This is a genomic window from Pseudomonas sp. G166 (assembly GCF_037027455.2).
In the GTDB taxonomy this organism is placed as follows: Bacteria; Pseudomonadota; Gammaproteobacteria; order Pseudomonadales; family Pseudomonadaceae; genus Aquipseudomonas.
Window position 1 is genome coordinate 3,526,739 of sequence record NZ_CP146985.1, and the last position, 21,611, is coordinate 3,548,349.

General features: G+C 62.2%; 19 protein-coding genes. 5 read left to right on the plus strand and 14 right to left on the minus strand.

From position 1 onward, the window contains the following. Nucleotides 1-16 precede the first annotated feature (16 nt). From SGN16_RS15185 to SGN16_RS15195, 3 genes are read left to right on the plus strand one after another with little or no spacing between them, the layout of a single operon-like run. Nucleotides 17-1,369, plus strand: a complete 1,353-nt coding sequence (locus tag SGN16_RS15185; RefSeq protein ID WP_335945523.1) for an acyclic terpene utilization AtuA family protein — start codon at nt 17-19, stop codon at nt 1,367-1,369. Then, nucleotides 1,369-1,692 carry a hypothetical protein gene (locus tag SGN16_RS15190; protein ID WP_210638848.1) on the plus strand — a complete coding sequence of 108 codons (324 nt, stop codon included), beginning with the start codon at nt 1,369-1,371 and terminating at the stop codon, nt 1,690-1,692. Before SGN16_RS15185 ends, SGN16_RS15190 begins: the two co-directional genes overlap by 1 nt. Nucleotides 1,693-1,743: 51 nt before the next feature. Then, nucleotides 1,744-3,051 (plus strand): citrate:proton symporter, encoded by a 1,308-nt coding sequence (locus SGN16_RS15195; protein ID WP_335945524.1) that lies wholly within the window; start codon nt 1,744-1,746, stop codon nt 3,049-3,051. Between the two features lie 115 nt (nt 3,052-3,166). Here the strand turns inward: SGN16_RS15195 and mqo are convergent, their stop codons facing one another. From mqo to pedF, 11 genes are all read right to left on the minus strand, one after another. Then, nucleotides 3,167-4,810: a malate dehydrogenase (quinone) gene (mqo, locus tag SGN16_RS15200; RefSeq protein ID WP_210638850.1), complete on the minus strand. Its 1,644-nt coding sequence runs from the start codon at nt 4,808-4,810 to the stop codon at nt 3,167-3,169. 387 nt (nt 4,811-5,197) lie between these two features. Further along, entirely contained in the window at nt 5,198-6,403 is a 1,206-nt protein-coding gene (locus tag SGN16_RS15205) for a heparan-alpha-glucosaminide N-acetyltransferase domain-containing protein (RefSeq protein ID WP_335945525.1), read from the minus strand. Nucleotides 6,404-6,688: 285 nt separating this feature from the next. Next, nucleotides 6,689-8,059 carry a hybrid sensor histidine kinase/response regulator gene (locus tag SGN16_RS15210; RefSeq protein WP_210638852.1) on the minus strand — a complete coding sequence of 457 codons (1,371 nt, stop codon included), beginning with the start codon at nt 8,057-8,059 and terminating at the stop codon, nt 6,689-6,691. Then, nucleotides 8,043-9,200 (minus strand): alcohol dehydrogenase-like regulatory protein ErcA, encoded by a 1,158-nt coding sequence (ercA, locus tag SGN16_RS15215; RefSeq protein WP_210645295.1) that lies wholly within the window; start codon nt 9,198-9,200, stop codon nt 8,043-8,045. The genes SGN16_RS15210 and ercA overlap by 17 nt, the downstream gene beginning before the upstream one ends. Nucleotides 9,201-9,333: 133 nt before the next feature. Further along, complete coding sequence (gene pqqA / locus SGN16_RS15220) at nt 9,334-9,405, minus strand: pyrroloquinoline quinone precursor peptide PqqA (protein ID WP_003253598.1); 72 nt, start codon at nt 9,403-9,405, stop codon at nt 9,334-9,336. Nucleotides 9,406-9,651: 246 nt separating this feature from the next. Further along, nucleotides 9,652-11,172: an aldehyde dehydrogenase family protein gene (locus SGN16_RS15225; RefSeq protein WP_210638853.1), complete on the minus strand. Its 1,521-nt coding sequence runs from the start codon at nt 11,170-11,172 to the stop codon at nt 9,652-9,654. A gap of 269 nt (nt 11,173-11,441) precedes the next feature. Then, nucleotides 11,442-13,217, minus strand: a complete 1,776-nt coding sequence (locus SGN16_RS15230; protein WP_210638854.1) for a PQQ-dependent methanol/ethanol family dehydrogenase — start codon at nt 13,215-13,217, stop codon at nt 11,442-11,444. A 161-nt stretch (nt 13,218-13,378) separates the two neighbouring features. After that, the gene (locus SGN16_RS15235; protein ID WP_335945526.1) at nt 13,379-14,317 is read right to left on the minus strand and encodes a quinoprotein relay system zinc metallohydrolase 1; all 939 of its coding nucleotides are present in this window, start codon (nt 14,315-14,317) and stop codon (nt 13,379-13,381) included. Between the two features lie 16 nt (nt 14,318-14,333). After that, the gene (locus tag SGN16_RS15240) at nt 14,334-15,092 is read right to left on the minus strand and encodes a quinoprotein dehydrogenase-associated SoxYZ-like carrier (RefSeq protein WP_335945527.1); all 759 of its coding nucleotides are present in this window, start codon (nt 15,090-15,092) and stop codon (nt 14,334-14,336) included. 10 nt (nt 15,093-15,102) lie between these two features. Continuing rightward, nucleotides 15,103-15,978 (minus strand): transporter substrate-binding domain-containing protein, encoded by an 876-nt coding sequence (locus SGN16_RS15245; RefSeq protein ID WP_335945528.1) that lies wholly within the window; start codon nt 15,976-15,978, stop codon nt 15,103-15,105. A gap of 5 nt (nt 15,979-15,983) precedes the next feature. Beyond that, complete coding sequence (pedF, locus tag SGN16_RS15250; RefSeq protein ID WP_335945529.1) at nt 15,984-16,445, minus strand: cytochrome c-550 PedF; 462 nt, start codon at nt 16,443-16,445, stop codon at nt 15,984-15,986. Between the two features lie 255 nt (nt 16,446-16,700). Here pedF and exaA point away from each other — a divergent pair, with 255 nt between their 5' ends. Together exaA and SGN16_RS15260 are read left to right on the plus strand one after the other, a co-directional pair. Next, entirely contained in the window at nt 16,701-18,557 is a 1,857-nt protein-coding gene (exaA, locus tag SGN16_RS15255; protein ID WP_210638860.1) for a quinoprotein ethanol dehydrogenase, read from the plus strand. A gap of 136 nt (nt 18,558-18,693) precedes the next feature. Continuing rightward, on the plus strand, nt 18,694-19,338 hold the full coding sequence (locus tag SGN16_RS15260) for a pentapeptide repeat-containing protein (protein ID WP_210638861.1): 645 nt from the start codon (nt 18,694-18,696) through the stop codon (nt 19,336-19,338). A 64-nt stretch (nt 19,339-19,402) separates the two neighbouring features. Here the strand turns inward: SGN16_RS15260 and SGN16_RS15265 are convergent, their stop codons facing one another. The 3 genes from SGN16_RS15265 to SGN16_RS15275 are packed head-to-tail and all read right to left on the minus strand — an operon-like array spanning nt 19,403 to nt 21,602. Further along, nucleotides 19,403-20,041: a response regulator transcription factor gene (locus SGN16_RS15265; protein ID WP_210638862.1), complete on the minus strand. Its 639-nt coding sequence runs from the start codon at nt 20,039-20,041 to the stop codon at nt 19,403-19,405. Then, entirely contained in the window at nt 20,041-21,297 is a 1,257-nt protein-coding gene (locus SGN16_RS15270) for an ATP-binding protein (RefSeq protein WP_335945530.1), read from the minus strand. The genes SGN16_RS15265 and SGN16_RS15270 overlap by 1 nt, the downstream gene beginning before the upstream one ends. Nucleotides 21,298-21,299: 2 nt before the next feature. Beyond that, complete coding sequence (locus SGN16_RS15275; protein WP_335945556.1) at nt 21,300-21,602, minus strand: hypothetical protein; 303 nt, start codon at nt 21,600-21,602, stop codon at nt 21,300-21,302. Nucleotides 21,603-21,611 lie beyond the last annotated feature (9 nt).

Genomic DNA, 21,611 nt, shown 5'->3' on the forward strand with positions numbered 1-21,611 from the left:
CCCAGTGGAAACGAACATGACAAAAACAATTCTCGTCGGGTGTGGCGCCGGTTTCGCCAATGATCGCCCGGATGCCGCGTTACGCCTGGCCCAGGACCTGGCGCAGCGGCCCGGCCAGCGCTACATCATGCTTGAGCTATTGGCCGAACGGACTTTGGCCGAGGCGCAGTTGCGCAAGGGGCTTGACCCCCTGGCTGGCTACTCCTCTCGCCTGTTCGACTTCCTCGAGCCCATGCTGGAGGTGTGCATCGAGGCTGGTATCCCGATTATCACCAACGGTGGCGCGGCGAACCCCAGGGCCGCGGCGCAACGGCTGCGGCACACACTGGCGGGGCGCTACCCGCAATTGAAAATTGCCTGCGTGCTGGGTGACGACCTGCTGGAAGAAACCCCATCCCGTTACGCCCGATGGCTGGCCCCGGAGCTTGCGAGGGACCAGCCTGTGTCAGTCAACGTCTATACCGGCGCCGATGGCATCACGACAGCGCTGGCTGAAGGCGCCGGCATTGTGCTCTGTGGTCGGGTGGCCGATCCATCGTTGGCGGTAGGCGCGATTCGCCACGGGCTGGGCTGGGCCGCCGACGATTGGCAAAAGATGGCCATCGCGACCGCCGCCGGGCATCTGCTGGAATGCTGCACCCAAGTCACCGGCGGGTATTTTGCCCATCCCGGAATGAAAGAAATCCCCGACCCGGCCAACCTCGGTTGCCCGATTGCCGAGGTCCATCAGGACGGACGCTTGATCATCGGCAAGACCCGCCACAGCGGCGGTCGGGTCAGCGAGCAGACGGTCAAGGAGCAATTGCTTTATGAGGTGCACGACCCACGGCATTACCTGACGCCGGATGTGGTGTTGGATCTGGGCCAGGCCCGTGTCCAGGACCTGGGCGAGGATTGCGTCGAAATCAGCGGTCTGCTCGGCCATCCGCGCCCCGACACGCTCAAAGGCTTGGCCGGGGTGCGCGGGCTTTGGTTTGGCGAGGCGGAGATCTCCTATGCCGGCCCCGGCGCCGTGGCCCGTGCCGCCCTGGCCCGGGAAATCCTGCTGCAGCGTTTCGACCGGCTGGCGCCAGGGATACAGCCGTGGATCGATTTGTCGGGCATCGCCAGCCTGTTCAACGATCACGCTGGCCGCTACCTGCAACAACGCCTGGCCCAGGCACCGGCCCTGGAAGACGTGCGCGTACGGGTCGGTCTGACCCACACTGACCGGTCGTTGGTCGAAACCCTGCTGGCCGAGGTGGAGTCGCTCTACACCAACGGCCCGGCCGGTGGCGGCGGTGTTCGCCGCCACCTCGCCGAAGCGGTCACCACCCGCAGCTTCCTGCTGCCGCGCAGCGAAATCCACACAACCCTGGAGTGGTACTGATGAACCTCGTCACCCTCGCCGACTTCGCCCACGCCCGGGCTGGCGACAAAGGCAACATCCTCAGCATCGCGGTATTTCCCCACGACCCGGCGCACTACTCCTGGTTGCTGCGTGAACTGAGCGGCGAACGGGTCGCCGAACAATTCGCTACGCGGCAACCCTCCAAGGTTCATCGCTACGAACTGCCGAACCTGAACGCATTGAATTTCGTACTCGAAGACGCCTTGGAAGGCGGCGTAAACCTCAGTTGTGGCCTTGATCGCCATGGCAAGAGCCTGAGCTATCTGCTGCTGGCCCTGCGCCTGCCTGGGCCACAAGGCTGATCGACGCGCCGCCGCCGAACCATCGACAACAATAAAAAGAGAGGTTGCTACATGATCACAACCCTGGGTTTCCTGATGATGCTGGCCATCATCGGGCTGATATTGCTGCGCAGGATCAGCCCCGTAGTGGCGTTCACCACCCTGCCCGTCGTCGTGTGCCTGCTGGCCGGTTTCAACCCCGGACAAATCGGCGAATTCATCAAGACCGGCCTGATTACTGTGGCCCCAACGGCAGCGCTGTTTCTGTTTGCCATCCTGTTTTTCGGCATCATGCGCGATCGCGGCTTGTTCGATCCACTGGTCAACCTGCTGATCCGCAGCACCGGCGGCAAGCCGCTGGCAGTGGCATTGGTCACCGTACTGGTGACCTCGGTGGTGCACTTGGACGGCGTCGGTGCCGCCACATTCTTGCTGACCATTCCGGCGCTGTTGCCTTTGTACAAACGCCTGCACATGAGCCCGACCATGCTGCTGTGCCTGGTGGGCACCACGGCCGGGGTGATCAACATGGTGCCTTGGGGTGGCACTACGGCCCGGGCCGCCGCGGTGTCGGGGCTTGATGCCACCGAACTGTGGTTGGGCTTGTTGCCCGTGCAGATGGTGGGCCTGGTCTGCATGCTGCTGGTGGCGACGGTATTGGGCTTGCGTGCCCAGCGTCGCCGGCCGATGTCACTCGGGGCCGCCGCCAGCGTCGACCTGGACGGCCTGGCCACTGAAACCCGCGAGTTCAGCCTCTCGCCCCGTGACCTGCGCTATTGGCTGAACGTGGGCCTGACCGGTGCGATCCTGGCCTGCCTGTTCACCGGCATTTTCCCCCTGTATGCCTGTTTCATGGTGGGGTTGGGGATCGCCTTGCCGTTGAACTTTCCTTCCCTGGATGCCCAGGCCGAGCGTCTCAAGGCGCATGCATCCGACGCGCTGCAAATGGTGCTGGTGATGATGGCCGCTGCGGTGCTGCTCGGCGTGCTGTCCGGAGCGAAGATGTCCGACGGCATGGCCCTGGCATTGATCAACTTCCTACCCGCCGGCTCGGCCCACTACCTGCACATAATCGTCGGTTTCTTCGGCGTTCCCCTAGGCATGATCTTCTCGCCGGATGCCTACTACTTCGCCTTGTTGCCAGTGATCAAGGACGTGGCCGCCGCCGCTGGCGTTCCCCTTGAAGCCGTGGCGCGGGCCATGCTGATCGGCGAAAACACCGGGTTCTCCATCAGTCCGGTGGTGCCCAGTGTCTATCTGGCACTGGCGCTCAGCGGCGTGGAGCTGCGCAAGCACATGGCCTACACCTTTTTCTGGGCCTGGGGCGTGAGCCTGGTGATGCTTGCCTTCGCCGTGGCGAGCGGTGCGGTGCAGGTGTAAGCCGAGGCCAACGCCCGCAGTGGATGTCGGTATGCGCCCGAGCGGCTAGTGATGGGAGCAAAAAAAACGCCGCTCAATGAGCGGCGTTCTAGTACCTCACCAGACAGCGTCCGGTTTACAGCGCCATGTCAGCCGCTGGGTTGGCTTCACGGGCAGCAGCCGGTTTAGCCGGTGCCGCAGGGGCGCCTGGCTTGCCGATCGCCGGCGGCGGATCCAGTTGCAGGACCTCGCTGGTGTAAGCCCACTCCTGGGCGACGCGTTCAGGGCTATCGTTGAGCTTGGTGCCGTAGCTCGGCACGATCTGGTGCAGTTTTTCCTGCCAGGCCGGGCTGGCGACCTTGTCCTTGAAGACTTTCTCAAGCACGGTCAGCATGATCGGCGCGGCGGTCGAGGCGCCTGGCGAGGCACCCAGCAGGCCGGCGATGCTGCCGTCCTGGGAAGCGACCACTTCGGTGCCGAGTTTCAGCACGCCGCCCTTCTCTTCGTCACGCTTGATGATCTGCACGCGCTGGCCGGCCTGCCACAGGCGCCAGTCTTCCTGCTTGGCTTCCGGGAAGTATTCCTTCAGCGCGTTGAAGCGGTCTTCGTCCGACAGCATCAGCTGACCGGCCAGGTACTCGACCAGCGGGTACTGTTCGATACCAACCTTGGTCATCGGCCACACGTTGTGGGTGGTGGTGCTGGTCAGCAGGTCAAAGTACGAACCGTTCTTCAGGAACTTGGTGGAGAAGGTGGCGAACGGGCCAAACAGGATCACGCGCTTGCCGTCCAGCACACGGGTGTCCAGGTGCGGAACCGACATCGGCGGTGCGCCGACCGAAGCCTTGCCATACGCCTTGGCCAGATGCAGTTGGGCAACGGTCGGGTTTTCGGTGACCAGGAACGAACCGCCCACCGGGAAACCTGCGTATTCACGGGCTTCCGGGATGTCGGACTTCTGCAGCAGGTGCAAGGCACCGCCGCCAGCGCCGATGAACACGAACTTGGCGTCGGTCTCGGTTTCGGTACCGTCCTTCAGGTTCTTGTAGGAAACGCGCCAGGTGCCGTCTTCGTTGCGGGTGATGTCTTCCACTTCACTGGACAGCTTGAGCGAGAAGTTCGGCTTGGTCTGCAGGTAAGTCGCGAACTGGCGAGTGATTTCGCCGAAGTTCACGTCAGTACCCAGGGGACTCCAGGTGGCCGCGACTTTCTGGCTCGGGTCACGCCCTTGCATCATCAGCGGAACCCACTTGCTGATCTGCTCGCGATCTTCGGAGTACTGCATGCCGGCGAACAGCGGGCTGGCCTGGAGGGCTTCGTAACGCTTCTTCAGGAACGCGATGTTCTCGTCGCCCCACAGGAAACTCATGTGCGGCGTGGAGTTGATGAACGAGCGCGGGTTCTTCAGCACACCGTTCTTGACCTGCCAGGACCAGAACTGACGGGAGATCTGGAAAGCCTCGTTGATTTCGATGGCCTTGGAGATATCGACCTTGCCGTTCTTGTCTTCCGGCGTGTAGTTCAGCTCGGCCAGCGCGGAGTGACCGGTACCGGCGTTGTTCCAGCCGTTGGAGCTCTCTTCGGCAACACCGTCCAGGCGCTCGACCATTTCCATGGTCCAGCCCGGCTCCAGCTCATTGAGCCAGACGCCGAGTGTCGAGCTCATGATGCCCCCACCAATGAGCAAGACATCCACTTTTTTTGCCTCGGCGGCGTGCGTGGTCGCAAGACCCATCGCCATCGCCAGGCCCAGCAGCGCCGTGTGTGTTTTCTTCAACATGTGTGTATCCCTAGGATAGAACGCCATTCCACCCCCACTCCTGATAAACGATAGACCATGCCGTGGCCGGCAATGCCAGCCGGCTGGTATCGGAAAGGACTGGAGGATGGACCTACAGGGCCGAGTAATTATCGGCCGCACATTTATGTCTCTCCGGCGCTGACTTCTTGTAGGTCTTGGCTTCAGCTGGGTGAGGGACACTGCAAAACGGTTGCCATCGGGCGTGCCGAGGCCGTGCCCGATTGTCGCAGCCGGGGGAGTTTACATAAGGAAATAAACAGACCGAAGCGTCTTTTTACATTTCTGGCGAAAACGCCGACCAAACGGCGGCATTTTAATGGCTCTGCCCCCATATTCAGTCGGCACTGTCGGTCATCAGGCCTTGGCTCAGAAATACTTGAGAATCGCGATGTCACGCCGACGCTGTTTGAGAGCGGCAAACCAACGCGTCGGGAAGAACAGTGCGACGCCCAGCAGCACGCTCGATAACCACACCATGGGCAAATGGTCGAAGCCAAAATAGGCGCCCTGGTTAGTACCCCAAATGGCAACCGCCGTCAGGTACAAGGCCTTGAGTACGTAAAGGTGCAGCAGGTAGAAAAACATCGGGGCGCCGCCGTAGATCGCCAACGTCGCGATGGCCCCCCGCCCCTGGGCTTTCTCGAAGAGCGCCAGCAGAATCAAGCCCATCCCCAGGGTTGGCATCAGGAACATCAGCGACGGCGGGTACTTGGTCGCACTCATGAAGCTCATGAAGGTGCGCAGCGCATCGCCGGTCTGTACCCAGGGTTTGTCGCCGTACACGTTCAGATAACGGATGCACACGAAGAGCAGCAGCAAGCCGATGCCGACCTTGAACAGCCGCCCCAGGCGTACAGCGGGCTCCACGTCCTTGCCGAACCACGGGCCGATGGCCCAGCCCAGCAGGATCACGCCGATCCACGGCAGCACCGGATAAGTGGTGCGGGCCCGAGTGAACTCGGTGAGATCGATGAATGCCCGCTGATGAAGAATCGACCACGGTACGAAAAACGGAGAGTCAGGCCCCAGCAGCACACCGTCCAACAGATTGTGCCCGGCGACGATGGCTAGCCCGAGAACGATCAGCCAACTGCGCTTGAGGTGCAGCAGCGCGGCCAGGACGATCATGCAGATGCCGATGCACCAGATCACCTGCAACCACAAGGTCTTGGGCGGAAACTCGGCGTTCCAGGCGAAACACACGAAAGTGAGTTCCAGGAAAACCAGGAACAGACCGCGCTTGAGCAGGAACAACGAGGTCTGGCCGGCAGTGTGTTTCTGGCTGTATAGCCAGGCCGACAAACCGGTGAGGAAGATGAAAACCGGGGCGCAGAGCGTGCTGAGCAGGCGGGTGAAATACAGATCCGGGGTGACACTCAGCGCATCGATCGGATCGCTGACCTGACGGTGCAGCAGGAACGTCTCGCGGACGTGATCAACAAGCATCAGCAGCATGACGAAACCGCGCAGGGCATCGATGGCGAGCATGCGCACATGGGTTTCGGCGGTGCGGGTTGCAAGTACAGGTGCGATGACGCCGGACGGGCTCGTCATGCTTGGAGATAGGCTCATGGCATTACTCGGATGGGAGGTCGTAGGTCCATGCAAGGCGAGAAATGAGAATCCCTGCCAAACGAAAGCGGATAACATAACATGAAATCGTTATCACAAGCAGGTTCGCTTCCACAGGATCTTGCAATGCATGCGATTTCCATGACCTCCCAAAACCCATGTGGAAGCGAGCTTGCTCGCGATGACGTCGGCACAGCCGACATCACCGCAAGCTGACCCACCGCTATCGCGGGCGAGCTCGCTCCCACAGGTTGGGCGTGCTCAGGTGGATGAGTTTCAGGGTCGCTACCCGAGCATCTGGCTCAACACCGCCCGCAACTTGCCGGGCTTGACCGGTTTGTTCAGCAGCGGCGCGCCCAGTTTGCGCAAGGCGCGCCGGCATTGGTCGCTGCGATCGGCGGTGATGATCACTGCCGGGATCGCTTGATGGAAATGCTCGCGCAGATGCTTGACCACTTCACAGCCCACCACCCCATGATCCAAGTGGAAATCAGCCAGGATCAGTTCCGGCGCGCGGCCTTGCAGCACATCGAGGGCGCCCGCTTCGTCGGTGGCGGTCAAGACGTCGCAGCCCCACTGGCTCAATAGCGCAGCCATGCTCTGCAAAATGCTCAGTTCGTTGTCAATCACCAACAACCGGCGCCCCGGCAGCGGATTGCCGGCCACCGCCTGTACTGGTATCTGTGACACGGGCAACGGTTTTTCAGTAGACAGCGGCACTGCGATACTGAACACCGAGCCACGTCCCGGTCGAGAGCGCACCTGGACCCGGTAGCCGAGGATGTGGGCAATACGCTCGACAATCGCCAGCCCCAGGCCCACGCCTTTGCGATCCGCCGCCCGCCCGACGTCCAGTTGGTTGAACTCCAGGAAGATCGACTCCAAGCAATCGGCAGCAATGCCCCTCCCCGTGTCCCAGACTTCCAGGCTCAACTGCCCTCCCCGACGGCGAGCGGCCAGGAGAATGCCGCCCTGGGCGGTGTAGCGACAGGCATTGCTGAGCAGGTTACGCAGGATACGAGTCATCAGTCGCAGGTCGGTCATGATCGCTTCGTCGCCAAACCGCACCCGCAACTCCAACCCTGCCGCGCCAGCCACCGATTGAAACTCCGAGACCAGCGGCGCCAGCAACTCATCCAGCCGATACGGCGCCAGGTCCGGCTTGACCGCGGCCTGGTCCAGCCGGGAAATATCCAGCAGGTCAGTGAGCAAGTCTTCGGCGCCTTCCAAGGCTTGGTGGGTACGCTCCACCAGCACCTGCTCGGAGGTTGGCAGTGAGCGCTCGCGCAAGGTGGCGATCAGCAAGCGTGCGGCGTTGAGCGGTTGCAACAGGTCATGGCTGGCGGCGGCGAGGTATTTGTCCTTGCTGCGGTTGGCGGCCTGGGCAGCGTCCCGGGCGTCGCGCAACTGTTGCTCGACCAACTCCCGCTGGGCGATCTGTTGCTGCAGGTTGTGGTTGGCCTCCAGCAATGCGTCGGTGCGCTCGGCCACCCGTTGCTCCAATTGGTCGTTGAGCTGTTGCAGGTGTTGCCGGGCCAGTTCCAGTTCGTCGAGGCGCGCCGCCAGCTCCGGATAGTGACTCTTGCGCGTCGAGTGATTGCCCAGTCCCAGCAGCCCGGCCAGGGCTTTTTGCTGTTCGTCAGAGGGCTTCGCCATAGACGACCTCGACATCCCGCTGGCTCGACTCCCGAGGGTTGGTGAGGATGCAGGGGTCATGCATCGCGTGCTGTGACAGGAACGGGATATCCGATGTACTCACCCCGTGCAGTCCCAGGGTTTCGTGGAAACCGATGGTGTGCTTGAGGGCAATCAGGTGCTCCACCAACCGGGTACGGATCTGCCGGTGATTGAGGCCGCGGCAATCGATGCCCAGCGTCTCGGCAATCACCTTGAAACGCTCCGGCGCCGAGCTGTAGTTGAACGCCACCACATGCTCCACCAGCACCGCGTTGCACAAACCATGGGGCAGGTCCAGGAAACCACCCAGGCTGTGGGACATCGCATGCACCGCGCCGAGGATCGCGTTGGAGAACGCCAATCCGGCCTGCATGCTGCCCAACATGATCTTTTCCCGCAGTGCCACGTCCGCGGGGTTGGCGATCATTTGCACCAGGTTGCCGTTGATCAGGCGCATGGCTTCCAGCGCATGGGGGTCGGTGAGCGGGCCATGGCCGGTGGACACGAACGCCTCGATGGCGTGCACCAGCGCATCGATGCCGGTACAGGCCGACAGGAACGGGTCCATGCTCAAGGTGGTTTCCGGGTCGATCAACGACACGTCCGGCACCGCCGCCTTGCTGACGATGGAAAACTTCATGCGCTCCTGCTGGTTGGAAATGATCACGAACTGCGACACATCGGCCGAGGTACCGGCCGTGGTGGGAATCAGGATCAGGGGCGGGCTGGGCATGTACAGCATGTCCACGCCCTCGAACTCAAGGATGTTGCGACCATGGGCGACGACGATGCCGATGGCTTTGCCGCAGTCCATGGGGCTGCCGCCGCCGACCGCAACGATGACGTCGCAGTGGTGTTCCCGGTACTGCTCGGCACCGAGCATCACTTCCTCGACCCGGGGATTGGGCGAGACCGCGCTGTAGATACAATAATCAATGGCCTGGGCCTGGAGGCTGGCCTCGACATCGGCCACCCATCCGGCAGCGATCACGCCGGGATCGGTAACGATCAGCACCTTGCGTGCGCCGAACGTCTTGGCGTAATTGCCAACATTGTGCCGGCAACCGGCACCAAACATGATTTCGGGGGAAACGAACTTGCGCAGCGGACTGAGGCTCATCTTTTCAGGTGCGGGGCTCATCGGTAAGCCTGTTCTTATTGTATTGGGATACCCTGAGCCTAAAGCATCCCACCGTGATTGCAATCAGACCAAATGGTGAACCCGGCCTGAAGGCATCAGGCCGGGCCAGCACTCATCGGTTGGCGAAGTACATTGTCACTTCAAAGCCAATACGCAGGTCGGTAAACGCGGGTTTAGTCCACATGGGTCTTTCCTCTTCTTGTACCGGGCAATTCCGGCAAGGTCATTAATGCACGGTGTGCCCAGGGCTCGAATGCTACTTTCGAAGCGGTGGGTGGGGTGCGTTGGTAGCAATGCTGCAATCGCGCAAATCCAGATGTGGCGGCGAGCTTGCTCGCGATAGCGGTCGATCAGTCAACATTAATGCTGAATGTCCTGGCCTCATCGCGAGCAAGCTCGCTCCCACAGGGTGCGGGGCTGTTTCCCAGGGTTAGAAGAACCCCAACGGATTGATGTCATAGCTCACCAGCAGGTTTTTGGTCTGTTGGTAGTGATCGAGCATCATCTTGTGGTTCTCCCGGCCGACGCCGGACTTCTTGTAACCGCCGAACGCGGCGTGGGCCGGGTACAGGTGGTAGCAGTTGGTCCACACGCGACCGGCCTTGATCGCCCGGCCCATGCGGTAGGCGCGGTTGATATCGCGGGTCCAGAGGCCGGCACCGAGGCCGAATTCAGTATCGTTGGCAATCGCCAGGGCTTCGGCTTCGTCCTTGAAGGTGGTCACGCCCACCACCGGGCCGAAGATTTCTTCCTGGAACACGCGCATTTTGTTGTGACCCTTGAGCAGGGTCGGCTGGATGTAGTAACCGCTCGCCAGGTCCCCTTCAAGACGCTCCATCGCGCCACCGGTAATCAGCTCGGCGCCCTCTTCCCGGGCGATCTCCAGGTACGAAAGGATCTTGTCGTACTGCTGCTGCGAAGCCTGGGCGCCCACCATGGTTTCGGTGTCCAGCGGATTGCCGCGCTTGATCTTGGCGATTTTCTTCATGACCTCGGCCATGAACGGCACATAGATCGACTCCTGCACCAGGGCACGGGATGGGCAAGTGCAGACTTCGCCCTGGTTGAAGAACGCCAACACCAGGCCTTCGGCGGCTTTTTCAATAAAGGCCGGTTCGGCCTGCATGATGTCTTCGAAGAAGATGTTCGGCGATTTGCCGCCCAGTTCCACGGTGGATGGAATGATGTTCTCGGCAGCGCATTTCATGATGTGCGAGCCGATCGGTGTCGAGCCGGTAAAGGCAATCTTGGCAATGCGCTTGCTGGTGGCCAGGGCTTCACCGGCTTCGCGACCGAAGCCATGGACGATGTTCAGCACACCGGCCGGCAGCAGGTCAGCGATCAGTTCGACGAAGATCATGATCGACAGCGGTGTTTGCTCCGCGGGCTTGAGCACGATGCAGTTACCGGCAGCCAGGGCCGGGGCGAGTTTCCAGGCGGCCATCAGCAGCGGGAAGTTCCACGGGATGATCTGCCCGACCACGCCCAGCGGTTCGTGGAAGTGATAGGCGGTGGTCAGCTCGTTGATCTCGGCCGCCCCACCCTCTTGGGCGCGGATGCAGCCCGCGAAATAGCGGAAATGGTCAGCCGACAGCGGTACGTCGGCGTTGAGGGTTTCGCGCACGGCCTTGCCGTTGTCCCAGGTCTCGCTGACCGCGAGGATTTCCAGGTTCTGTTCGATACGGTCGGCAATCTTCAGCAACACCAGCGAGCGGTCCTGGGCCGAAGTCTTGCCCCACGCGTCAGCCGCGGCATGGGCGGCATCCAGGGCCTTGTCGATGTCGGCGGCGCTGGAACGGGGGAACTCGGCGATGACCTCGCCGTTGACCGGGGACGTATTGGTGAAGTACTCGCCATTGACCGGTGCGACGAATTCGCCGCCGATGAAATTGCCATAGCGCGGTTTGAAGGTAACGACGGCGCCTGGGGTTCCGGGTTGTGCGTAGATCATAGTGGGCCTCTGCCTGGTCGATGCCTGTCGCGGGACAGGCGATAGGCCGATGGTAGAGAGCCTCGCATGCTGGACGAATGCGTCATTGGCAGGGGGGGCTCTCGTTATTTGGTCGTAGGTTTTGTCGCGACCGGAGGATGAACCGGGGCTTTTTTTGTGGGAGCGAGCTTGCTCGCGATGAGGTCGGCACATCCAGCCTGGAGGGTGACTGATCGACCGCTATCGCGAGCAAGCTCGCTCCCACAGGTTCTACATTTGCCAAGGTTGGCTCAGCGCTTGGCTACGAGCTCTTTTGGCAACTTGAAGGTCCAGAGCATCCCACCCTGGTTGAAGTCCTTCACGCGCTTGGCCACCTCGCCGCCCCACAACGGCACCGCACCGCCCCAGCCAGAGACCACGGAGACGTATTGCTCGCCGTCCATTTCCCAAGTGATGGGCGAACCGAGCACGCCGGAACCGGTCTGGAATTCCCAGACTTTTTCCCCAGTCTTGGCGTTGAAGGCCTGCAGGAAACCTTCAGGCGTGCCGGTGAACACCAGGTTGCCCTTGGTGGTCAGCACGCCGCCCCACAGTGGCGCATAGTTCTTGTGGCGCCAGACTTCCTTACCCGTCTTCGGATCGATGGCCCGCAGCACGCCTATGTAATCCTCGTTCAGCGGCTTGATAGTGAAACCGGCCCCGAGGAACGCGGCGCCTTTCTTGTAGGCGATGCCTTCGTTCCAGATGTCCATGCCCCATTCGTTGGACGGCACGTAGAACAACCCGGTGTCCTGGTTGTAAGCCATCGGCATCCAGTTCTTCGCGCCGAGGAACGCCGGTGCCACGAACACCGAACTGCCCTTGGCTTCGCTACCCGGCGCACCCGGACGGCTGGCCTCGTTGTAGATCGGCCGGCCGTCCTTATCCAAACCACTGGCCCAGGTGATCTTGTCGACAAACGGGAAACCACGGATGAACTTGCCGTTGGTGCGATCGAGCACGTAGAAGAAGCCGTTGCGGTCGGCGGTGGCCGCAGCCTTGATGTCCTTGCCACCTTCCTTGTAGTTGAACGAGATCAGCTCGTTGACACCGTCATAGTCCCAGCCGTCGTGAGGCGTGCTCTGGAAGTGCCACTTGATGGTGCCGTCGTCCGGGTTCAGGGCCAGGCGCGACGATGAATAGAGGTTGTCACCAGGGCGCAGGTGGGAGTTCCACGGTGCCGGGTTACCGGTGCCGAACAGCAGCAGGTTGGTTTCCGGATCGTAGTAACCGCCCAGCCAAGGTGCCGCGCCGCCGGTTTTCCAGAGATCGCCAGGCCAGGTCTTGCCGGCTTCGCCGCCGGAAATGCCGTTCTCGATGGCCTTGCCGTCCTTGTAGACGTAGCCCATGTGCCCTTCCACGGTTGGGCGGGTCCAGAGCAGTTCACCGTTCTTCGGATCATAGGCGCTGATCTGGCCCACCACACCAAACTCGCCACCGGCCACACCGGTGATCAGCTTGCCGTTGATCACCAGCGGCGCGGCGCTGATGGAGTAGCCTTCCTTGTGGTCGGCGACCTTCTTGCTCCAGACCACTTTGCCGGTGTCCTTGTTCAGGGCCACCAGCTTGGCGTCGAGGGTGCCGAAGAACACCAGGTCGCCATACAGCGCCACGCCACGGTTGATCACGTCGCAGCAAGGGCGGATGTCATCCGGCAGGCGCGCATCGTACTGCCAAAGCTTCTTGCCGGTGCGCGCATCCACCGCGAATACTCGCGAATAGGAACCGGTGAGGTACATCACCCCGTCTTTGATCATCGGCTGGGCCTGCTGGCCGCGCTGCTTTTCACCGCCGAAGGAGAACGCCCAGACCGGGCGCAGGTCCTTGACGTTATCGACATTGAGGGTATCGAGCGGACTGTAGCGTTGGCCCTGGACACCCAGACCGTTAGTCACGATCTGTTGCGGGTTCTTCGGGTCCTGGAGAATTTCCTGATCGGTCACGGCTGCAAGGGCCGAACCGGACAGCAGCATGGCACTGAGCAGCAGGCTCACGGCGAAGGGTTGGCGACGTGCGGGATGACTCATGACGGCTACCTCTGCGGTTATTGTTATACCCGGGAATATTTCCCGGTCTGTCGCAGATTCTTGGGCCCGGGGCCGCCGGCAACAATTGCCCGCTGTGTTGAGTTTTCTAGTTCCTTGGTACATGTGGAGCAGCAGCGGACACCATCCTGTGGCGAGGGAATTCAGCCCGGGTTGTGGGCATCCACCCGCTTCATCCCCGCGCGCTCATAGCGCGGATAGAGATGACTGACACTGCGAATCAGCTCATACCGGCTCAGGCTGATCCCGGCAAAGCGCTCTGGAATGGGGCTGCGGATCATCTCGGCCATGTCATCGCCACGGGCGGCGCCGTCGCGCATCAGCTGGTCGAGCCACCCCAGGTAATCGCGCATCTGCGCAAAGGGCCGGGGGTCAGTCGCAAGCGGGCCGTGGCCGGGGACAATCTGCTTCCAGGGCAAGGCCTGCAGGGTGTCGAGGTCTTTGAGCCATACCTCGAGGCCCGGACTGTTGGGGGTGGTCAGGGCTCGCTCATAGAACACCAGGTCCCCGGCGAACAGCACGCCTGTGGTTTCATCGAGAATCGCCAGATCGGCACCCGTGTGCCCGGCCAGTTGCAGCAGACGCAGCGAATGATTGCCCACCTTCAGCGTCCCGGGCTCCAGCACCTGGGTCGGCAGCACCACCTCGGTGCCGCGCATCCAGTCGCCGACCAGCCGATACATGTTTTCCGCCAATGCATCGCCCTGCTGCCGCAGCAAGTCGGTGGTGCCCGCCAGCGCGCCGATGGGCACATCACTGAAGGCCTGGTTGCCCAGTACGTGGTCAGGGTGGTGATGGGTCAACAGGACCTGGATCACCGGTTTATCCGTGGTCGCTGCGATAGCCTGGCGCAGCGCCTCGCCATAGCGCTTCGAAGGCCCGGTGTCGATCACCACCACGCCGGCATCGGTGACGATGAACGCGGTATTGACGATGTTGCCGCCATTGGACTTGGCAAAATTCTCGGTGCTGCCTTCCAGCAGCCAGGTGCCCTCGGCGATCTGCCGGGGCTTGAGCGAGTAGTCTGTCGCGGCCCACGTCGGCCAGCACAGGCTCACGAACATCAGCATCAACCAGCGCATGGCGCGCTCCTTGTGGTCAGGGGATCGCCGCCTCGAACGTGTTGCCGCTGTTGTCGCGCAGCAACAGGCGGGTCTGCCCGGGGCCTTGTATGTCGAAGCCCAGGTTGGGGTTTTCGCTGACCGCCGGAAACAGCTCCAAGTGCGCCAGCACCTTGCCGTCGGCATCCAGTAACTGGGCCTGATTGAGGAAAAATTCCGGGATACCGCTCACCAGGCCGTTATCCATCGGATGGGCCACCTGCAAGCGCAGGCGACTCGTGTCGCCCCGGGGATAACGGGCGCCGATTACCTCACCCAAGTGCTCCTCCCACCCCGGCTGGGTGCGCACCACACTCGGCGCGGTACAGCCACCACCGGCCGCGTCGATCAACGTCGAGCCGACGTGCCACAGGCCGTCGCGGGTTTGCACGGCGGCTCGCAACGGCGTGGCTTGCTCGATCCGGATGCGGATCGACAACCAAGGCAACACACGATCCCCTGGCCTGAAATCAACGATTTTCGGCAACGGGTTCAGTTCGGCCCAGGCCAGCACCCGCACCACATCACCGGCGAAGGCCCGGGCGTCGATCTCCAGCGGGACCTGGCGCGCATCCTCGGCAAAAGGCGGCGCCAGCAACCGCACCCGATCGTCGAACACGAACGGCGCGTCGCCCAGCAGTTGCTTGTGGTAGAAGGCCCACATCACCGAAGGCACCGGATCCTTGCCCGGCTCGATCGCCGCCAGCGCGATCATGGGCAGACCGCACCACAGCAGGCACCACACGGGCCATTTCATCCCTGCGCTCCTATTGATACATCTCGGGCACTTCGTAACGCAGGCCGTAATGGGCATAGACAGTCTTGACACTGCCGTCGCGGATCAGGCCTTCCAGTGCTTCTTCCACCGCATAGGCCAACTGTCGGTTGCTTTCATGCACCGCCATGCCGATTTCCCAACGTTGCTTGCCCATGCTCGGGTAGGCATTTTCCGCCAGCGCCAGTTGCGGATCGGCGGCCTGGTGCACCTGCCAGTCGATTTCCCCACGCATGGCCATGACCGCGTCGACTTCCCCCGCCTGCATCGCGTTGAAAGCCTGGCTGACACCGGGGTAATGGTGGGTCTTGGCACTGAGCATGCCGTTGAACACAGACGTCAGGTAGAACGATGGAACGCTGTCGACTTCAACACCGATGGGGTGTTGCTGGAACACCGCGACGCTGCCCACCGAATCCAACCGCCGTCGGTCATACGCCACCTGCCAGCACTCCTGCTGATAAGGCCCGAACATCACCACCTGGGCGTTTGCCAGTTCGCCAATGTCGTTGCGCTTTTGCACGTAGTCGTGATCGTAGGGCACGCGCATCATCAAGTCGGCCAATTGCCGGTCGTGCAACGGACTGCTGCGCCAGATGTAATCGCGCAGGTCGTCATCGAGTTTTTCGCCCGGCGGTGCCCAGATCAATTGCAAGCTTACGCCAAGCGCTTTGGCCAAGGCTTGGGCCAGCTCCACATCCACGCCCCTGGGTTGGCCGTGGTCTTCGAAGCTGTAGGGCGCGAAATCCTTGTAGACCGCGACCTTCAACTCGCCGGCGGCAATCATCTGGTCGTAGCTGCGCACCTGCGCCTGCACCGCCTGGCCACACAAGAGCAAGCTGCACATCACCCACGCGAACAGGCGCATGGCGATCACTCCTCGACGTGCACGCTGTCGAGATAGGTGCGCACCGCCCACAAAGCTTCTTGGCTCAAGTAATCGGCCATTTTCGGCATGTAGACCCGGCCGTCGCGCACTGCGCCATGGCGCACGCGCTCGACAAACCACTCATCGCCGGCTTCAGCAGCGTCGAGCATGCGCAGGTCCGGAGCGATGCCGCCCGACTTGGCCTCCAGGCCATGGCAGGCCGCGCAGTTCTGGTTGTAGGCCGATGAGCCGATTTCCAGCGCCCGATCACGCTCGGACGAAGTGCGATAAGGGTTCACCGTGGCCCAGCCGTCACCGTCCAGTGCGACACCGGTGTCCTTGATTGGGGTCAGTCCCTTGGTTTCCACTGCCTGGGGCACTACGTTGCCATGGGCCCACACGGAGCCTGCGCCGGCCAGCCCCATCAGCAGTGCGGTAGCGATGATGGCGTTGCGTTTTGTTGTCATTGTTATGCCCTCTCAGATTGCACGCAAGACCTCTGTGAAGAAGCCGTGCCGTCATCTTAGGAACCCCCTGCCGCCAGCCGAATGCTGCTTTGGTGGCCGCGTTCTACTCCCTTGGTAGCGGGTCATCCGGCGCGAGTCGCAAAGACAGGCGGCTCGGGAAGTCTTCCCGGCGAGGGCGGGACTTTTTCCGTATCCCGAGGCGCTCGGTGCGACTCACCCTAGTCAGGCCAAAACCTTTCACTGGGAACTGCCACCATGAGAATAAAAACGCTACCCGCCCTCTCCTCCCTGACCGTTGCCTTGCTGTTGGCCGGCAGTCTGTCGTCGAGTCCCTCGGCGAGTGCTGCCGTCACTTGGGAAGACATCGCCAACGACCACCTGAGCACCAAGGACGTGCTGCAATACGGCATGGGCACCAACGCCCAGCGCTGGAGCCCGCTGGCCCAGGTCAACGACAAGAACGTGTTCAAGCTCACACCGGCCTGGTCCTACTCGTTCGGCGACGAGAAGCAGCGCGGCCAGGAATCCCAGGCCATCGTCAGCGACGGTGTGGTGTATGTCACCGGCTCATACTCACGGGTGTTCGCCCTCGACGCCAAGACGGGCAAGCGCCTCTGGACCTACAACCACCGCCTGCCGGACAACATTCGTCCATGCTGCGACGTGGTCAACCGGGGCGCGGCCATCTACGGTGACAAGATCTATTTCGGCACCCTGGACGCGCGAGTGGTCGCCCTGGATAAAAACACCGGCAAGGTGGTGTGGAACAAGAAGTTCGGCGACCACGCCGGCGGCTACACCATGACCGGCGCTCCGGTGCTGATCAAGGACAAGACCAGCGGCAAGGTGCTGTTGATCCACGGCAGTTCCGGCGACGAGTTCGGGGTGGTCGGGCAGTTGTTCGCCCGTGACCCGGAAACCGGTGAAGAAGTCTGGATGCGCCCCTTCGTCGAAGGCCACATGGGCCGCCTCAACGGCAAGGACAGCACGCCGACCGGCGACGTCAAGGCGCCGTCCTGGCCTGACGATAAAACCAGCGAAACCGGCAAGGTCGAAGCCTGGAGCCATGGCGGCGGCGCGCCTTGGCAGAGCGCCAGTTTCGACCCCGAGACCAACACCATCATCGTCGGCGCCGGCAACCCCGGCCCTTGGAACACCTGGGCACGTACGGCCAAGGACGGCAACCCCCACGATTACGACAGCCTCTACACCTCCGGCCAGGTCGGCGTTGACCCCAGTACCGGCGAAGTGAAGTGGTTCTACCAACATACGCCCAACGATGCCTGGGACTTCTCTGGCAACAATGAGCTGGTGCTGTTCGACTACAAGGACAAGGACGGCAAAGTGGTCAAGGCCACCGCCCACGCAGACCGCAACGGTTTCTTCTATGTCGTGGACCGCAACAACGGCAAGCTGCAGAACGCCTTCCCCTTCGTCGATAACATCACCTGGGCCAGCCATATCGACCTCAAGACCGGGCGCCCGGTGGAAAACCCCGGCCAGCGTCCGGCCAAGCCATTACCGGGGGAAACCAAGGGCAAACCGGTGGAAGTCTCACCACCGTTTCTCGGCGGCAAGAACTGGAACCCCATGGCCTACAGCCAGGACACCGGGCTGTTCTACGTCCCCGGCAACCAGTGGAAAGAGGAATACTGGACCGAAGAAGTGAACTACAAGAAAGGCTCGGCCTACCTGGGCATGGGCTTTCGTATCAAGCGCATGTACGACGATCACGTCGGCAGCCTGCGGGCGATGAACCCCACCACCGGTAAAGTGGTGTGGGAGCACAAGGAGCCGCTGCCGCTGTGGGCCGGCGTGCTGGCGACCAAGGGCAACCTGGTGTTCACCGGTACCGGTGACGGTTTCTTCAAGGCCTTCGATGCCAAGACCGGCCAGGAACTGTGGAAATTCCAGACCGGCAGCGGCATCGTCTCCCCGCCCATCACCTGGGAGCAGGATGGCGAGCAGTACATCGGCGTGACCGTGGGCTATGGCGGTGCCGTGCCGTTGTGGGGCGGCGACATGGCCGAACTGACCAAGCCCGTGGCCCAGGGCGGTTCGTTCTGGGTGTTCAAGATTCCGAGTTGGGATAAGGCAACGGCGCAGAAATAGCCTCTGAGCCCAAACACAACCCCCTGTGGGAGCGAGCTTGCTCGCGATAGCGCACTGTCAGCCAACATCACTGCCAACTGAACCGACGCAATCGCGAGCAAGCTCGCTCCCACATTAGCTGCCCGAGTGTCTTGCCATGAACTATCTGCCGCTTGTATTGCTCATGATCATCGCCCACGCCAATGCCGACGACGTTGACACCCCGCTCACTATCAACGGCTGCATCATCGCCGAATCCAGCCAATGCCCCGGCGCCGACCTGCGCGGCGCCCGGTTGGCCAACCAGGACCTGCGCAAGATGAACCTCAGCGGTGCCGACCTGCGCGGTGCCGATTTGCGTCACGCACGGCTGGACCTGGCCAATCTGGAAAAAGCCCGCCTGCAAGGCGCCAACCTGACCCGTGCCAGCCTGCAACAGAGCAACCTGCGCTTGGCAGACTTCAGTGGCGCCACGCTCAAGGCGATCCAGGGTTGGGGTTTGTTCGCCCAGGGTGCGCAGTTCCAGCGGGCCGACCTGAGCGCTGCTTACCTTCAGTTTGCCCGTCTGTCCGGCGCTCGTTTGCACAATGCCAACCTGCAGGCCGCCGACCTGGAAATGGCCTGGCTGAGCAAGGCCGACCTCAAGGGCGCCGATCTGCGCGACGCCAACCTGCAGGAGGTCAAGCTCGGCGAAAGCAACCTGGAACAGGCCAACCTGAGTGGCTCACGCCAGCACTATGGGAACTTCCAGGATGCAAATATGCAGGGCTGTACGGGGTGCCCGGTGTCCTGGGATCAATAACCCATCCAAAGACCTACACAGCCCCTCTGTGGCGAGGGCACTTGCTCCCTTTCAAGCAAGGGGTTCACCCCGCCACCCGCACCACCCCCATATCAATCCCCAAATGCACCAGCTCGGCATGGGAGCTGACCTGCAACTTGCTCTTGAGCAGGGTCAGGTGGTTGGACACGGTCTTGGCGCTGATGCACAGCTGTTCGGCGATGGTGCGGGCCGGGGTACCCTTGGCGAGCATGACGAAGATCTCCAGCTCGCGCTGGGTCATGCATTGCAAGCGCGGGTCGGTATCGTGTCGGGAGCTGGCGCAGGCCAGTTGCGTGGCCAGGGATTGCTCGATGTAGACATGCCCGGCCAGCACTCGCCGCACCGCTTCCACCAGCACCTGGGGCGCCGAGTTCTTGGTCAGGTAACCCGCGGCACCGGCATCCAGCGCCTGGCGCACCAACGGCAGTTCATCGTGCATGCTGAAGAACAACACCCGCAGTTGCGGCAGGCGCTGGCGCAAGCGCCGGGTGGTTTCCAAGCCACTGATACCGGGCAGGCCGAAGTCCATGATCACCAGGTGCGGCACCTGCTCCTGGACCTGGCTCAACGCCTCCTCCCCTGTGGTCGCTTCCCGCACCTGCAAGTCCGGCATCAATGCCCGCAAAAGGCTGGCATAGCCCTGCCGAACCACTGCATGGTCGTCCACCAACAAGATGTTCATCACGCCTCCATAGGTATATTCAAGGCCAGCGCCCAACCGACGCCCGGTTGGCTGATGACGCGCAGTTCGCCGCCCAGGCTGCGGGCCCGTTCGGCCATCGAGTGCAGGCCAACGCCTGCACGCGCGGGTTGCGCCGCGCCACGGCCGTTGTCACGCACCAGCAAGCGCAGGCGCCCGGCACGGTGTTGCAAACGGATCCGCACCTCGCTGGCGCCGGCATGTCGGGCAACGTTAGTCAGCGCTTCCTGCAACAAGCGATACAGATGGGTCTTGTCCGGCCCGGACAAGGGCGGCAGGACCTGATCGATGCGCAACTGACACGCGATGCCCTGGGACTGCTGCCACTGCCCGGCCAACAGTCCGATGGCCTCGCACAACGGCAGGTGTTGCAACACCACCGGGTACAGGTCATGCACCAGCGTCCGGAACCCCTGGTGCAAATGTTCGCAATGATCTTCGAGCTGGCTGATGGTCTGTTCCAGCGCCGGTGGCTGGTCAATCAGCAACCGCAGCAGACAGGCCCGAGCGCGAATGCCGGCCACGTATTGGCCCAGGTCGTCGTGCAGGGTCTGGGCCAGAAGGGTTCGCTCCTGCTCCTGCACGGCCAGCAACGCCTGGGTCAGTCGGGTGTTATCCGCCTGAGACTGGGCCAGGGCGATGGTCATCCGGTTGAAATGCCCCGCCAACTGCTGTGCCTCCGGCACGCCTTCAGTTGGCAAATGCACCTGAAGGTTCCCGGCGGACACCTGGCGCAGCGCATGCAGCAACTCATCCAGCAACCGCATGCCTCGGCGTACAGCCCAACGAATCACCAGCAAACTGAGCACCAGCGCCAAGCCACAGACGCCCAGCAACTGCACCAATGAATCGAGGATTTCCTCGATTTCGTCGCGAGGATCGACCGCAATCCAGGCCCGCCGACCGTCAGGCAGGTCCACCACCTGAGCCGCGGGACCGTCATCCAGCAATCGCCGGCCGAGCCAGGCCTTCACCCCACTTTCGACATCCGCTGGGAACAGCTCGCCCGGCGCCAACCACCGCACTCGCACGTGACGCAGGCTGGCGGTCAGTCGTGGCTGGAGACTGGCCGGATCGCGCTCGGCGGTTTCGCGCAGGTAATGCACCACCGACTCGGCCGATTGCAGCTCTCGTTTCACATCGGTCGTGGCTTGGTGCAACAACAGGACGGCACAAGCCAGGGTGACCAGGGCGAAAAAGGCGGAAACCCAGAGATTGATGCGCCAGAGGGCTGACATGGTTAGCGGCCCATTGCCGGGATGAACTCACATCCGCGCCGGACACAAATCCCTTGTGGGAGCGAGCCTGCTCGCGATAACGGCGGTTCAGTCGACAATAATGTTGGATGTGAGGCCGCTATCGCGAGCAGGCTCGCTCCCACCGGGGTTACGGGGTGGCCGCAGTTTTTATGTCCATTGCACCCGATTTTTTTACCCGCCAGCCGGTCAACGCCAACCAGGCTCAGGATCAGCAGAAACGGCAGCAGCAGCGCTTTGAGAATCCGCATGGTCTGTCCCTCCTGGTCAATGACGATGCCTTGCATGCTAAAACC

Coding starts and splice junctions, on each gene's coding strand:
- SGN16_RS15260 (WP_210638861.1), top strand. CDS start 18,694: ATGAACTATCTGCCGCTTGTATTGCTCATGATCATCGCCCACGCCAAT.
- exaA (WP_210638860.1), top strand. CDS start 16,701: ATGAGAATAAAAACGCTACCCGCCCTCTCCTCCCTGACCGTTGCCTTG.
- SGN16_RS15210 (WP_210638852.1), bottom strand. CDS start 8,059: ATGGCGAAGCCCTCTGACGAACAGCAAAAAGCCCTGGCCGGGCTGCTG.
- SGN16_RS15225 (WP_210638853.1), bottom strand. CDS start 11,172: ATGATCTACGCACAACCCGGAACCCCAGGCGCCGTCGTTACCTTCAAA.
- SGN16_RS15270 (WP_335945530.1), bottom strand. CDS start 21,297: ATGTCAGCCCTCTGGCGCATCAATCTCTGGGTTTCCGCCTTTTTCGCC.
- ercA (WP_210645295.1), bottom strand. CDS start 9,200: ATGAGCCTCAGTCCGCTGCGCAAGTTCGTTTCCCCCGAAATCATGTTT.
- SGN16_RS15235 (WP_335945526.1), bottom strand. CDS start 14,317: ATGCGCTGGTTGATGCTGATGTTCGTGAGCCTGTGCTGGCCGACGTGG.
- SGN16_RS15205 (WP_335945525.1), bottom strand. CDS start 6,403: ATGAGCCTATCTCCAAGCATGACGAGCCCGTCCGGCGTCATCGCACCT.
- SGN16_RS15265 (WP_210638862.1), bottom strand. CDS start 20,041: ATGAACATCTTGTTGGTGGACGACCATGCAGTGGTTCGGCAGGGCTAT.
- SGN16_RS15240 (WP_335945527.1), bottom strand. CDS start 15,092: ATGAAATGGCCCGTGTGGTGCCTGCTGTGGTGCGGTCTGCCCATGATC.
- pedF (WP_335945529.1), bottom strand. CDS start 16,445: ATGACAACAAAACGCAACGCCATCATCGCTACCGCACTGCTGATGGGG.
- SGN16_RS15195 (WP_335945524.1), top strand. CDS start 1,744: ATGATCACAACCCTGGGTTTCCTGATGATGCTGGCCATCATCGGGCTG.
- SGN16_RS15245 (WP_335945528.1), bottom strand. CDS start 15,978: ATGCGCCTGTTCGCGTGGGTGATGTGCAGCTTGCTCTTGTGTGGCCAG.
- SGN16_RS15230 (WP_210638854.1), bottom strand. CDS start 13,217: ATGAGTCATCCCGCACGTCGCCAACCCTTCGCCGTGAGCCTGCTGCTC.
- SGN16_RS15275 (WP_335945556.1), bottom strand. CDS start 21,602: ATGCAAGGCATCGTCATTGACCAGGAGGGACAGACCATGCGGATTCTC.
- SGN16_RS15185 (WP_335945523.1), top strand. CDS start 17: ATGACAAAAACAATTCTCGTCGGGTGTGGCGCCGGTTTCGCCAATGAT.
- mqo (WP_210638850.1), bottom strand. CDS start 4,810: ATGTTGAAGAAAACACACACGGCGCTGCTGGGCCTGGCGATGGCGATG.
- SGN16_RS15190 (WP_210638848.1), top strand. CDS start 1,369: ATGAACCTCGTCACCCTCGCCGACTTCGCCCACGCCCGGGCTGGCGAC.